General features: G+C 74.6%; 11 protein-coding genes. 8 read left to right on the top strand and 3 right to left on the bottom strand.

The genetic code is table 11. The annotated features are described in order from the left end of the window. Positions 1-46 precede the first annotated feature (46 nt). Positions 47-1,147: a hypothetical protein gene (locus GCE86_RS00145; protein WP_244317128.1), complete on the bottom strand. Its 1,101-nt coding sequence runs from the start codon at positions 1,145-1,147 to the stop codon at positions 47-49. Positions 1,148-1,395: 248 nt separating this feature from the next. On the opposite strand from GCE86_RS00145, the gene GCE86_RS00140 reads away from it, so the two are divergent. The 7 genes from GCE86_RS00140 to GCE86_RS00110 are packed head-to-tail and all read left to right on the top strand — an operon-like array spanning position 1,396 to position 10,607. Continuing rightward, complete coding sequence (locus tag GCE86_RS00140; RefSeq protein ID WP_154225008.1) at positions 1,396-2,244, top strand: MurR/RpiR family transcriptional regulator; 849 nt, start codon at positions 1,396-1,398, stop codon at positions 2,242-2,244. Positions 2,245-2,256: 12 nt separating this feature from the next. Further along, complete coding sequence (gene hutU, locus GCE86_RS00135) at positions 2,257-3,912, top strand: urocanate hydratase (RefSeq protein WP_154225007.1); 1,656 nt, start codon at positions 2,257-2,259, stop codon at positions 3,910-3,912. A 55-nt stretch (positions 3,913-3,967) separates the two neighbouring features. Beyond that, positions 3,968-5,167, top strand: a complete 1,200-nt coding sequence (locus GCE86_RS00130) for an allantoate amidohydrolase (protein ID WP_154225006.1) — start codon at positions 3,968-3,970, stop codon at positions 5,165-5,167. Further along, on the top strand, positions 5,164-6,516 hold the full coding sequence (locus GCE86_RS00125; RefSeq protein WP_154230269.1) for a formimidoylglutamate deiminase: 1,353 nt from the start codon (positions 5,164-5,166) through the stop codon (positions 6,514-6,516). The genes GCE86_RS00130 and GCE86_RS00125 overlap by 4 nt, the downstream gene beginning before the upstream one ends. Next, entirely contained in the window at positions 6,513-7,778 is a 1,266-nt protein-coding gene (gene hutI, locus GCE86_RS00120) for an imidazolonepropionase (protein ID WP_244317126.1), read from the top strand. The genes GCE86_RS00125 and hutI overlap by 4 nt, the downstream gene beginning before the upstream one ends. Next, positions 7,766-9,304: a histidine ammonia-lyase gene (gene hutH, locus GCE86_RS00115; protein WP_154225005.1), complete on the top strand. Its 1,539-nt coding sequence runs from the start codon at positions 7,766-7,768 to the stop codon at positions 9,302-9,304. The genes hutI and hutH overlap by 13 nt, the downstream gene beginning before the upstream one ends. 40 nt (positions 9,305-9,344) lie before the next feature. Beyond that, a complete protein-coding gene (locus GCE86_RS00110; RefSeq protein ID WP_154225004.1) occupies positions 9,345-10,607 on the top strand; it encodes a DUF6891 domain-containing protein in 1,263 nt (420 codons plus the stop codon). A gap of 8 nt (positions 10,608-10,615) precedes the next feature. Here the strand turns inward: GCE86_RS00110 and rdgB are convergent, their stop codons facing one another. Together rdgB and rph are read right to left on the bottom strand one after the other, a co-directional pair. After that, complete coding sequence (gene rdgB, locus GCE86_RS00105) at positions 10,616-11,233, bottom strand: RdgB/HAM1 family non-canonical purine NTP pyrophosphatase (protein WP_154225003.1); 618 nt, start codon at positions 11,231-11,233, stop codon at positions 10,616-10,618. Next, complete coding sequence (rph, locus tag GCE86_RS00100) at positions 11,233-11,958, bottom strand: ribonuclease PH (RefSeq protein WP_154225002.1); 726 nt, start codon at positions 11,956-11,958, stop codon at positions 11,233-11,235. The genes rdgB and rph overlap by 1 nt, the downstream gene beginning before the upstream one ends. A 169-nt stretch (positions 11,959-12,127) precedes the next feature. Between rph and GCE86_RS00095 the strand changes: the two genes are divergently transcribed. Beyond that, positions 12,128-12,781: a DUF305 domain-containing protein gene (locus tag GCE86_RS00095; RefSeq protein ID WP_154225001.1), complete on the top strand. Its 654-nt coding sequence runs from the start codon at positions 12,128-12,130 to the stop codon at positions 12,779-12,781. Positions 12,782-12,835 lie beyond the last annotated feature (54 nt).

The following is a 12,835-nucleotide window of genomic DNA, read 5'->3' as shown; positions in this document are numbered from 1 at the left end:
GGCCGTTCGTCCACTCTGGTGCTCCAGGTGCGGTGGGGGCAGGCGATCAGCTGGTGCGGCGCCACAGGTCGCGCAGCGCGTCCCAGTTGCCGCCCAGCCCGCTCTCGCAGAGCGTTTCCATGTACATGGCGGCGGCCGCGTCGTCGCGGTCCCACCACACGCCGCAGATGGTGCGCTCATCGTCGCCCTTGAAGGCGTACTCCACGTAGCTGCCGGCGGCTCCGCTGGTCCCGCCCGTGGTACGGGCGGCCTCGCGCAGCCCCGGCGCGAGAGCCCCGCCGGCCAGGTTCAGCTGCTGCCGGTACGCCCGGGCCGCGTCCTTTTCGACGCTCCCCCCGTACTGGCTGAAGTGGAGGGAGACTCCGCCGTACCGGCAGAAGACGTGCTTCTTCTCGTCCGCGGGGAGCTTCGGCCCGCCCACCTCACCATTGACCGCGCAGCCGCCCATCTTGTCCAACCACGGCTCGGCGAGCGGTGCCAGATCACCGTCGAACTTCGTCTTGTTCAGTGAGGCCTGATTCGCCTCGAACACCGGCAGGGCTGCGCTGGCCGATGGGCCGGGCTTCGCCTTCCCACCGTCCGAGCCCAGCGCACCGCCCGCCAGCAGCCCGATTCCCGCGGCCACCACGGCGGTCAGCGCCAGGGCGGTCGCCCAGATCCCCGTACGGCTGCGGGTCGGCCGCTCCACGGGCGCGATCCGCCGCCCGCCGGTCTGGTCGAGCGGGTCCTGAACCGTCGGCGTCGGCGGGGTGGCGACGGGAGAGATCGGCGCGGCGGAGACCGGCTGCGGCGCCATCGCCCACGGCTGCGGCGCCCACGGCAGCTGCGGCGCGCCGGAGATCGGCTGCGGTGGTGGCGAGATGGGCCGGGTTACCTCCGCGGGCGGCGGCGCGACCACCACCGGCGGCTGCGGCAACACCTCTGCGGTGGCCACCGGCTGGTAGTCCATGCCGAGGGTCTGAAAGAGACGCGCCGCCGCGCCGCTGTCCGAAGAGGAGTAGGCCACCCACGGTCGATCGGCGGTGAAGTCGGCGTTGACATAGCGGTGGCCGCCCGGAGCCTGCGCCAGCATGTTCGCCGCGTTGCCGAAGGCCTCGCGCCACCGCTGGTCGGTGGCGGCCGCACCGTCCAGCACGGCGACGGTCACCGGTCGGTCCTGACCATCGAGGGCCGCCCAGGCTCTGCCCACCTGGCATTCACCCAGCGTCTCGGTGAACCTGTACGGACCTTCCGGCTGCATGCCCCACTCCTCTGCTCACCCGCCGTGCGGATAGTACAGAGGGTCCGCCCGCCGCCTTGTCCGCCGGTCGGCCGCACGGCACGATCTGGCCGCACGACAGCCGCTCGTCAGCCGTACGGTTGCGCTCTGAAAGTTTTCATGCATAGAGTCAGGCCGTGAATGAAAGCGGTGCGGCACCCACCGACCGCCTGCTCGACCTCTTCCACGGCGTCCGGCTCACCCCGACCCAGCGCCGCATCGCGCACTGCCTGGTTCAGCAGGCGGGCGCGGCGGCGTACCTGTCCGCGGCGGAGGTGGCCGAGCTGGCCGGGGTCAGCCAGCCGTCGGTGACCCGGTTCGCCATGGCGCTCGGGCACGACGGCTACCCCGCGCTGCGCCGCCGGCTGCGCGAGCTGACCGCCACGGGCGCCGCCGACCCGGCCGACGCCGGCAACGCCCTGCAGCGGGCGGTCCACGCCGAGATGGGCAACCTCGACCGGCTGGCCGGGCAGCTCGCCGACGCCGCCCGGATCGCCGAGGTGGGCAAGCTGCTCGCGGCCAGCCGGCCGCTGCCGGTGCTCGGGCTGCGCGCCGCCGCGCCCCTCGCGGCATATTTCGCGTACTTCGCCGCGAAGGTGCACCCGGACGTGCGGGTCCTCGACGACGGCGGCAGCCTCCTGGCCGACCGGCTCGAACAGGCCGCCGCGGCCGGGGCGACCGCGCTGCTCGCCTTCGTGCTGCCCCGCTACCCGCGCGAGACCCTGGACGCGCTGCGCGAGGCCCGCGACGCCGGGCTGACCGTCGTGGCCATCACCGACTCCCCGGTGAGCCCCGCCACCGACCACGCCGAGGTCGTGCTCCCCGCCGCCGTCGGCACCGATCTGGTCTTCGACCTGCACACCGCACCGATGACCCTGGCCATGGTGGTGCTCCAGGCGATCTGCGACGCCACCCCCGCCGAAACCCAGTCCCGGCTCGAGGCCTTCGAGTCGTCCGCCGCCCGTCGCCAGTTGTTCCTCGGCTGAGAGGAGTACGAGATGCACCAGCCCGTCCGCGCCGCCCGCGGCACCGCACGCACCGCGAAGGGGTGGCCGCAGGAGGCCGCGCTGCGGATGCTGATGAACAACCTCGACCCGGAGGTGGCCGAGCGGCCCGAGGACCTGGTGGTCTACGGCGGCACCGGCAAGGCGGCCCGGGACTGGCCGTCGTACCACGCGCTGGTCCGGACGCTGACCGACCTGCGCGAGGACGAGACCATGCTGGTGCAGTCCGGCCGCCCGGTCGGCGTGATGCGCACCCACGAGTGGGCGCCCCGGGTGCTGCTGGCGAACTCCAATCTGGTCGGTGACTGGGCCACCTGGCCGGAGTTCCGCCGCCTGGAAGCGCTCGGCCTGACCATGTACGGGCAGATGACCGCCGGCTCCTGGATCTACATCGGCACCCAGGGCATCCTGCAGGGCACCTACGAGACGTTCGCGGCGGTGGCCGAGAAGCGGTTCGGCGGCAGCCTGGCGGGAACGCTGACGCTGACCGCCGGCTGCGGCGGGATGGGCGGCGCGCAGCCCCTGGCGGTGACCATGAACGGCGGCGCATGCCTGGTCGTCGACGTGGACCGCAGCCGGCTGGAGCGCCGGGCGCACGACCGCTACCTGGACGAGATCGCCGACTCGCTGGACGACGCCGTCGAGCGGGCGCTCGCGGCCAAGCGGGACCGCCGGGCGCTGAGCGTCGGTGTGGTCGGCAACGCGGCCACGGTCTTCCCGGAGCTGCTGCGCCGGGGCGTCGCCATCGACATCGTCACCGACCAGACCAGCGCGCACGACCCGCTGTCGTACCTGCCGGAGGGGGTGGAGCTGGCCGACGCCCGGGACTACGCGGCGACGAAGCCGGCCGAGTTCACCGACCGGGCGCGGGCCTCGATGGCCAAGCACGTCGAGGCGATGGTCGGCTTCCTCGACGCCGGGGCCGAGGTCTTCGACTACGGCAACTCGATCCGCGGCGAGGCGAAGCTGGGCGGCTACGAGCGGGCCTTCGACTTCCCCGGCTTCGTGCCGGCGTACATCCGGCCGCTGTTCTGCGAGGGCAAGGGCCCGTTCCGCTGGGCGGCGCTCTCGGGCGACCCGAAGGACATCGCGGCGACCGACCGGGCCATCCTCGACCTGTTCCCGGAGAACGAGTCCCTGGCCCGGTGGATCCGGATGGCCGGCGAGCGGGTCGCCTTCCAGGGCCTGCCGGCCCGGATCTGCTGGCTCGGCTACGGCGAGCGGGACAAGGCCGGGGTGCGGTTCAACGAGATGGTCGCCTCCGGTGAGCTGAGCGCGCCCGTGGTGATCGGCCGGGACCACCTGGACTGCGGCAGCGTGGCCAGCCCCTACCGGGAGACCGAGGCGATGGCCGACGGCTCCGACGCGATCGCCGACTGGCCGCTGCTCAACGCGCTGGTCAACACGGCCAGCGGGGCGTCGTGGGTGTCGATCCACCACGGCGGCGGCGTGGGCATCGGCCGGTCGATCCACGCGGGGCAGGTCTGCGTGGCCGACGGCACCGCCCTGGCCGGGCAGAAGATCGAGCGGGTGCTCACCAACGACCCGGCCATGGGTGTCATCCGGCACGTCGACGCCGGCTACGACGACGCCCGCGAGGTCGCCGCCCGCACCGGCGTCCGGGTGCCGATGGCGGAGGGTGCAGCGTGAGCGCGAGGAGTGCAGCGCAGCGGAGCCCCGGAGTCGCGAACAACCGGAGCGCAGCGTGAGCGATCTCGCCGTCCGGTTCCGCAAGCTGTGGGACGAGCTGGCGCCCGTCGGGCGGGACTCGGGCAGCGGCGGCTACCTGCGCTACGCGCTCACCGAGCCGGAGCTGGCGCTGCGGGAGTGGTTCCGCGCCGAGGCCTACCGGCGCGGCATGCCGGTGACCGCCGACGGCAACGGCAACCTCTTCGCCTGGTGGGGCGACCCGGAGGCCGGGGACGCGGTGCTCACCGGCAGCCACTTCGACTCCGTGCCGCACGGCGGGGCCTACGACGGGCCGCTCGGCATCGTGAGCGCGTTCCTCGCCGTCGACGAGCTGCGGGCGGCCCAGGTCATCCCGGACCGGCCGATCGCGGTGGCCGCGTTCGTCGAGGAGGAGGGCGGTCGCTTCGGCGTACCCTGCCTGGGCTCGCGGCTGCTCACCGGCGAGATCGCGGTGGAGCGCGCGGCCGGGCTGCGCGACGCGGCCGGGGTGAGCTTCGCCGAGGCCCTCGGCTTCGAGCCGGCGGGCGCCGGCCCCGGCCTGCTCGGCCGCTTCGCGGCCTTCGTGGAGCTGCACGTCGAGCAGGGCCGCGCGCTGGTCGACCTCGGCGCGCCGGTCGCGGTGGCCAGCGCCATCTGGCCGCACGGCCGCTGGCGCTTCGACTTCGCGGGCGAGGGCAACCACGCGGGTACGACCCGGATGGCCGACCGCCGCGACCCGATGCTCACCTACGCGTTCACCGTGCTCGCGGCGAACAAGGAGGCCCGGCTGCGCGACGCGCACGCCACCGTGGGCCGGGTGGCCGTCGAGCCGAACGCCACGAACGCCATCCCGTCGAAGGTGACCGGCTGGCTGGACGCCCGGGCGGCCGAGCCCGAGACGCTGCACGGCCTGGTCGAGGCGGTCCGGGCCAAGGCCGCCGAGCGGGCGAAGCGGGACGGCACCGAGCTGACCTGCACCCAGGAGTCGGCCACCCCGCTGGTGTCCTTCGACGGCGGGCTGGCCGGCCGGCTGGCCGCGCTGCTCGACGCCCCGGTGCTGCCCACCGGGGCCGGGCACGACGCCGGGGTACTGGCCGCGCACCTGCCGACCGCGATGCTCTTCGTGCGGAACCCGACCGGGGTGTCGCACTCCCCCGCCGAGTCCGCCACCGACGCCGACTGCGCGGCCGGGGTGACCGCCCTGGCCCGGGTGCTGGAGGAGCTGGCATGCCGCTGACCCGCTGGCTCGCCGAGTACGCCTGGCTGCCCGACCACGCCGAGCCCACCCCCGACGTGCTCATCGAGGCCGAGGACGGACGGATCACCGCGGTCACCCCGCTGGTCGGCGGCGGCGCGCCCGCCGCCGGGGTCGAGGTGCTCGGCGACGCCACCCGCCTGCCCGGCCTCACCCTGCCCGGCCTGGCCAACGCCCACTCACACGCCTTCCACCGGGCGCTGCGCGGGCGCACCCACGGCGGGCGGGGTGACTTCTGGAGCTGGCGGGACGTCATGTACGACGTGGCCGCCCGGCTCGACCCCGACTCCTACCTGGCGCTGGCCCGCGCCACGTACGCGGAGATGGCCCTCGCGGGCATCACCTGCGTCGGCGAGTTCCACTACCTGCACCACGGCCCGGCGGGGAAGCCGTACGCCGACCCGAACGCCATGTCGGCCGCACTCGTCGAGGCCGCCGCGCACGCCGGGATCCGGCTCACCCTGCTGGACGCCTGCTACCTGACCTCCAGCGTGGACGGCGAGCCGCTCACCGGGCCGCAGCGCCGGTTCGGCGACGGGGACGCACTGCGCTGGGCGGACCGGGTGGCCGCCTTCCGCCCGGAGAACGACCACGCCCGCGTCGGCGCCGCCATCCACTCGGTCCGCGCCGTGCCGGCGGAGCAGCTCGCCACCGTCGCCAATCTGGCCGACCGCGCCGGCGTGCCGCTGCACGTCCACCTGTCGGAGCAGCCCGCCGAGAACGACGCCTGCCGGGCCGTGCACGGCTGCACCCCGACCCGGCTGCTGGCCGACCACGGGGTGCTCGGGCGGCATACCACGGCCGTGCACGCCACCCATCCGACCAGCGCCGACGTCGCACTGCTCGGGGAGAGCCGGACCGGCGTGTGCCTCTGCCCGACCACGGAGCGGGACCTGGCCGACGGGATCGGGCCGGCCCGGCGGATGGCCGAGGCGGGCAGCCCGCTCAGCCTGGGCAGCGACAGCCACGCCGTGGTGGACCTCTTCGAGGAGGCCCGCGCAGTCGAGCTGGACGAGCGGCTGCGCACCCGCAAGCGGGGGCACTTCCGCGCCGCCGAGCTGGTCACCGCGGCCACCGTGGCCGGGCACGCCGCGCTGGGCTGGGGCGACGCCGGCCGGCTGTCGGTCGGCGACCGGGCCGACCTCGTGACGGTACGGCTGGACAGCGCCCGGACGGCCGGGGTGCCGCCGGTCGGCGCGTTCTTCGCGGCCACCGCGGCCGACGTGACGCACGTGGTGGTCGACGGCCGGACGGTCGTGGCCGACGGCCGGCACCAGACCGTCGACGTGCCCGCCGAGCTGCATGACGCCATCGCGGCGGTGACCTCGTGACCGGCTTCCCGGTGCGGCCGGACGGACCGGCGCGGCCCTCCACCCGCAGCACCGGCAGCCTGCTGGTCGACAACATCGGCGAGCTGGTCACCAACACTCCTGACGGCGCGGGCGGCCAGCTGAGCCTGCGCCGGAACGCCGCCCTGCTCGTCGAGGACGGGGAGGTGGCCTGGATCGGGCCGGCCCGCTACGCGCCGGCCGCCGACCGCCGGATCGACGCCGAGGGCGGGGCCGTGCTGCCCGGCTTCGTGGACAGCCACGCCCACCTCGTCTTCGCCGGTGACCGGGCCGCCGAGTTCGCCGCCCGGATGGCCGGCGAGCCCTACACCGGTGGCGGCATCCGCACCACCGTCGGCGCCACCCGGGCCGCCTCCGACGACGAGCTGCGGGCCACCGTCCGGCGGCTGCGCGACGAGGCCATGCGGCAGGGCACCACCACCATCGAGATCAAGAGCGGGTACGGCCTCACCGTCGCCGACGAGGCCCGCTCACTGCGGATCGCCGCCGAGTTCACCGAGGACACCACGTTCCTCGGCGCCCACGTGGTCCCCGCCGAGTACGCCGACCGTCCCGACGACTACGTGGGCCTGGTGTGCGGGCCGATGCTGGCCGCCGCCGCGCCCCACGCCCGGTGGATCGACGTGTTCTGCGAGCGGGGCGCCTTCGACGTGGACCACGCCCGGGCGATCCTCGCCTGCGGGCAGGCCGTCGGGCTGGGCGTGCGGGTGCACGCCAACCAGCTCGGACCCGGCCCGGGCGTGCAGCTCGGGGTGGAGCTGGGCGCGGCCAGCGTCGACCACTGCACCCACCTGACCGACGCCGACATCGACGCGCTCGCGTCGCACCGGGTCGGCTGCATGTGCCCGGAAGGCCTGCACACCACCACCGTCGCCACCCTGCTGCCCGGGGCCGAGTTCTCCACCCGGTCGCCGTACCCGGACGCGCGCCGGCTGCTCGACGCGGGCGTCACCGTGGCCCTCGCCACCGACTGCAACCCCGGGTCGTCGTACACGTCGTCCATGCCGTTCTGCATCGCCCTCGCCGTACGCGAGATGCGGATGACCCCGGCGGAGGCGGTGTGGGCCGCGACGGCCGGCGGGGCGGCGGCGCTGCGCCGCACCGACGTGGGTCGGCTCGCGCGGGGCGCGCGGGCCGACCTCATGATCCTCGACGCCCCGTCCCATCTGCACCTGGCCTACCGGCCCGGTGTGCCCTTGATCCGCCAGGTTCTGCACAACGGAGTGCCGCAATGTCGACCGTAGTCATCCAGCCCACCGGGATCTCCCCCGCCGACGTGCTCGCCGTGGCCCGCGGCACCGCCAAGGTCGTCCTCGACCCCGCCACGGTGGAGGCGATGGCGACCAGCCGGTCCATCGTGGACGGCATCGAGGCCGCCGGCCGGCCCGTGTACGGCGTCTCCACCGGATTCGGGGCGCTCGCGAACACCTTCGTGGCGCCCGAGCGGCGGGCCGAACTCCAGCACGCGCTGATCCGCTCGCACGCCGCCGGGGTGGGCGCACCCATGCCCCGCGAGGTGGTGCGGGCCATGATGCTGCTGCGGGTACGCTCGCTCGCCCTCGGCCGCTCCGGGGTCCGCCCGGTGGTCGCCGAGGCCCTCGTGGACCTGCTCAACCACGAGGTCACCCCGTGGGTGCCGGAGCACGGCTCGCTCGGCGCGTCCGGCGACCTGGCGCCCCTCGCCCACTGCGCGCTGGTGCTGCTCGGCGAGGGCTGGGTGCTCGGCCCGGCCGGCGACCGGATCCCGGCCGGCGACGCGCTGCGCCGGGTCGGGCTGGAGCCGCTGGAGCTGGCCGCCAAGGAGGGGCTGGCGCTGATCAACGGCACCGACGGCATGCTCGGCATGCTGCTGCTGGCCATCCACGACGCCCGGCACCTGTTCGCCATGGCCGACGTGACCGCCGCGCTGGCCATCGAGGCGATGCTCGGCTCGGAGCGGCCGTTCCTGCCGGAGCTGCACGCCATCCGGCCGCACCCCGGCCAGGCCGCCTCGGCCGCGAACATCCACAAGCTGCTGCAGAACTCGGCGGTGATGGACTCGCACCGCGACGACCTGGCGCACGCCGTGCAGGACGCGTACTCGATGCGCTGCGCGCCGCAGGTGGCCGGCGCGGCCCGGGACACCCTCGACTACGTCGAGGTGGTGGCCGGGCGGGAGCTGCTGTCGGTGGTGGACAACCCGGTGGTGCTGCCGGACGGGCGGGTCGAGTCGACCGGCAACTTCCACGGCGCGCCGCTCGGCTTCGCCGCCGACTACCTGGCCATCGCCGCGTCCGAGGTGGGCGCGATCGCCGAGCGCCGGGTGGACCGGCTGCTCGACGTGACCCGCAACCGGGAGCTGCCGGCGTTCCTGTCCCCCGACGCCGGGGTCAACTCCGGGCTGATGATCGCCCAGTACACGGCGGCCGGGATCGTCGCGGAGAACCGCCGGCTCGCCGCCCCCGCCTCGGTCGACTCGCTGCCCACCAGCGGCATGCAGGAGGACCACGTCTCGATGGGCTGGGCGGCGACGAAGAAGCTGCGCACCGTGCTGGACAACCTGACCAGCGTGCTCGCGGTCGAGCTGCTGGCCGCCGTGCGCGGGCTCCAGCTCCGCGCGCCGCTGACCCCGTCGCCGGCCGGCCGGGCCGCGCTGGCCGCGCTCGGCGAGGTCGCCGGCGAGCCAGGGCCGGACGTGTTCCTCGCCCCGCTCATGGAGGCGGCGCGGGAGGTCGTGCGCGGCCCCGGGCTGCGCGCCGCGATCGAGCGCGAGGTGGGCCCGCTGGGCTGAACAGGGATGCTGTCGGCGGGAGCTGCTACCGTTCGCCGCCGTGACCGATGACGCCGTGGCAGCCCCCGACCGTGCCGACGTCCCCGACGGCGACGACCTGGCCGAGCAGATCCGGGCCTTCGTGCGCCGGCAGGTGGCGTTGGCCGAGCTGCCGGCGGCCGCCATCGTCACCGAGACGGTGGAGTACCTCGACGACGCGGCCGGGCGGAACCGGGTCGCGGAGCTGGCCTGGGCGGCGGTGGCCGAGGAACTGACCGCGCACCTGGCCGACCAGGAGACCTGGCCGGAGACGACCGACAGCGACCGGCTCACCACCGCGTTCCGGACGCTCGACGCCGCCGGGATCGTGGCCCGGGAGAACTTCACCTGCTGCCAGAACTGCGGCGCCGAGGAGATCGGCGCCGAGGCGCGGCGGGGCCTGAAGCCGCGGGGCTACGCCTTCTACCACCGGCAGGACGCCGAACGGGGCGTCGAAGGCTCCGGGGTGTGGCTCGCATACGGGGCGTTCGAGGGAGCCTCCGCAGCGGAGATCGGCGCGGAGGTGGCGGCTGCGCTGCGGGCTACGGGGCTGACCGTCAACTGGGACGGCGAGGTCGGCCGGCGGATCCACGTACCGCTGCGGTGGCAGCGGCGCCGGGTCGGCCGGCTCGCCGCCGTACCAGCCCCCGTGGTGGACGACGTCGACATCGACGTGGAGCTGCTCGGCGCCTGGACCGGCGTGCACGCGCCGGCGGAGGGGCCGGTGCGGGCCGGCCGGTTCACCGCCCTGCACCTGCCGTGGCTGCCCGCCGCCGTCCCGGTCCGCCTGCAGTGGGAGGGCCGTGCGGTGCAGGTCCGGCGCAGCGGCGACGCGCTGGTCGGCACGTACGACGACCCGGACGTGCCGGCGCGGACCGTGGGCCGGCACGGTGGCCTGGCGCTGGTCCGGGCGCTGCGCGGGCTGCCCCCGGCCGGCGAGCCGGAGCCCGCACCGGTCGGCTACGTCGAGGTGACCGGCGGCCACGCGACCGGGTGGGAGCAGGAGGTGCCGATGGAGCTGGCGGAGCTGCTGGCCCGGATCCGCGCCATGCGCCCGTCCAGCTACGACTGCCTCACCTGCGTGGGCCGCTCCGGCGCCTGCGTGCAGACCGCCTGGGAGCCCGGCGGCCTCTGGGTGGAGCACCTCGACACCGAGGCGGCCGTCTCGGTGGGTCGGCACGCCACCCTGGCCGAGGTGGAGCAGGTACTCACGGCGCTGGCCATGGAGGACCGGGTGGCCGTACACGAGCTGGGCGGCGAGCTGACCACACTGCACCACCGCTGAGCGGTCGGTCAGGCGGCCGGCGGTAGCACCTTGGCGACCAGCTTGGCCAGTTCGCGCAGCGCCTTCCCGCGGTGGCTCACCGCGTCCTTCTCCGCCGGGGTCAGCTCCGCGTTGGTCCGCTCCTGCCCGTCGCCCAGGAAGATCGGGTCGTAGCCGAAGCCGCCGTCGCCGCGCGGGGCGCGCAGCAGCCGGCCGGACTGCCGGCCGTCGACCAGGTGCTCCTTGCCGCTGGGCAGCACCAGCGCCACCGTGCAGACGAAGGCGGCGCCGCGGTGCTCGTCCGGCAGGTCGGCGATCTGGTCCAGCACGAGCTGGAGGTTGGCCCGGTCGTCGCCGTGGGAACCGGCCCAGCGGGCGCTGAACACGCCCGGCATGCCGTTGAGCGCGTCCACCGCCAGACCGGAGTCGTCGGCGATCGTCGGCAGGCCGGTGCGCCGGCAGCCCTCCCGGGCCTTGATCAGCGCGTTCTCGCCGAAGGTCAGGCCGGACTCGGGCAGCTCCGGGTACTCCTCGACGTCGTCGAGGCCGAGCAGGGCGATCCGGTGGGCGCCGAGCGCGCCGTCGAGGATCCGCTGGAGCTCGACGAGCTTCTTCCGGTTGCGGGTGGCCAGGAGCACCGTGTTCATCAGTTCAGCGCCTTCCGCTGCGCGTCGGCCAGTTCCAGACAGCCCATCACGCCCAGGTCGAGCAGGGCGTCGAGCTGCTCCCGGGCGAAGACGCCGGCCTCGCCCGTCCCCTGCACCTCGACGAAGTCACCCGTCCCGGTGCAGACCACGTTCATGTCGACCTCGGCGGCCACGTCCTCCTCGTAGCAGAGGTCGAGCCGGGGTTCGCCGGCGATGATGCCGACGCTGACCGCCGCCACCGACCGGTGCATGACCTTCTCCACCTTGCCCGCCAGGGCCTTGCGCTCGGCGAGCCAGGTCACCGCGTCGTGCAGCGCCACGTACGCGCCGGTGATGGCGGCCGTCCGGGTGCCGCCGTCGGCCTGGAGCACGTCGCAGTCGAGCACCACCGAGTTCTCACCCAGCGCCTTGAGGTCCACGCAGGCCCGCAGGCTGCGGCCGATCAGCCGGGAGATCTCGTGGGTCCGGCCGCCGACGCGGCCCTTGACGCTCTCCCGGTCGGAGCGGGTGTTGGTGGCCCGGGGCAGCATCGCGTACTCGGCGGTCACCCAGCCGAGCCCGGAGCCCTTGCGCCAGCGGGGCACGCCCTCGGTCACGCTCGCCGTGCAGAGCACCCGGGTCGCCCCGAACTCGACGAGCACCGACCCCTCCGGGTGGGTGCTCCAGCCCCGGGTCAGGGTCACCGGTCGGAGTTGGTCGGGCCGCCGCCCGTCAGGTCGCGCCATGCCTGCACCCTATGCGGTGCCGTGATCGAACCGGCCCCGGGTGCCCCAACCAACGCTCAGGACCGGCACCTTCGACGGGTTCCTCAGCTGGTGGGAATGAGGCAGGATGACCTTCACATCTGCGCGCCCGGACACCGGATAGGTCCAGAACATGCCCCTTTCGCGCCGCGTGATCATTTCAGCCGTTGTCGCCACCGTCGCCGTCGGTTCGGGGGTGGGCTTCGCCCTCTGGTCCGGCGGTGACGATCCGGCCTACCGTCCGCCGAGCGGCCACGTCGTGCAGCCGGGGGCGCCGGGTCAACCCGGCAGATCCCTGTCGGGCGACGACCTGGCCCGGGTCTCGCCGCCCGGGTTCAAGGCGGCCGACACCCTGTTCATCCAGGGCATGATCCCGCACCACGGGCAGGCGTTGGAGATGACCGCGCTGCTGCCGGGCCGCACGACCAACCCGGACGTGACGCTGCTGGCCAAGCGGATCGACGTGTCGCAGCGTGACGAGATCACCCGCATGCAGCGGTGGCTCGCGGAGCGGAACGTGCCGACCACCGGCCCGAACGCGGGCCATGCCGGGCACGAGCTCATGCCGGGGATGCTCACCGCCGCGCAGCTCGACCAGCTCAAGCAGGCCCGCAACGGCGACTTCGACCGGCTCTTCCTCACCTTCATGATCCGCCATCACCAGGGCGCGGTGCGCATGGTGGAGGAGCTCTACGCCTCGGGTGGTGGCATGGAGCCGGCGACCGACCAGTTCGCCCGTGAGGTGAACGCCGACCAGAGCATCGAGATCCAGCGGATGCAGGAGATGCTGGCCAAGATGGGCTGACCCCGGACAGGGTGAAGGGCACCTCGATCCGAGGTGCCCTTCACTGAGCGACGG

The sequence above is a fragment of the Micromonospora terminaliae genome, from assembly GCF_009671205.1.
In the GTDB taxonomy this organism is placed as follows: Bacteria; Actinomycetota; Actinomycetes; order Mycobacteriales; family Micromonosporaceae; genus Micromonospora; species Micromonospora terminaliae.
Note: the sequence above shows the minus strand (reverse complement) of the source record. Positions and strands in the feature narration are given on the sequence as shown.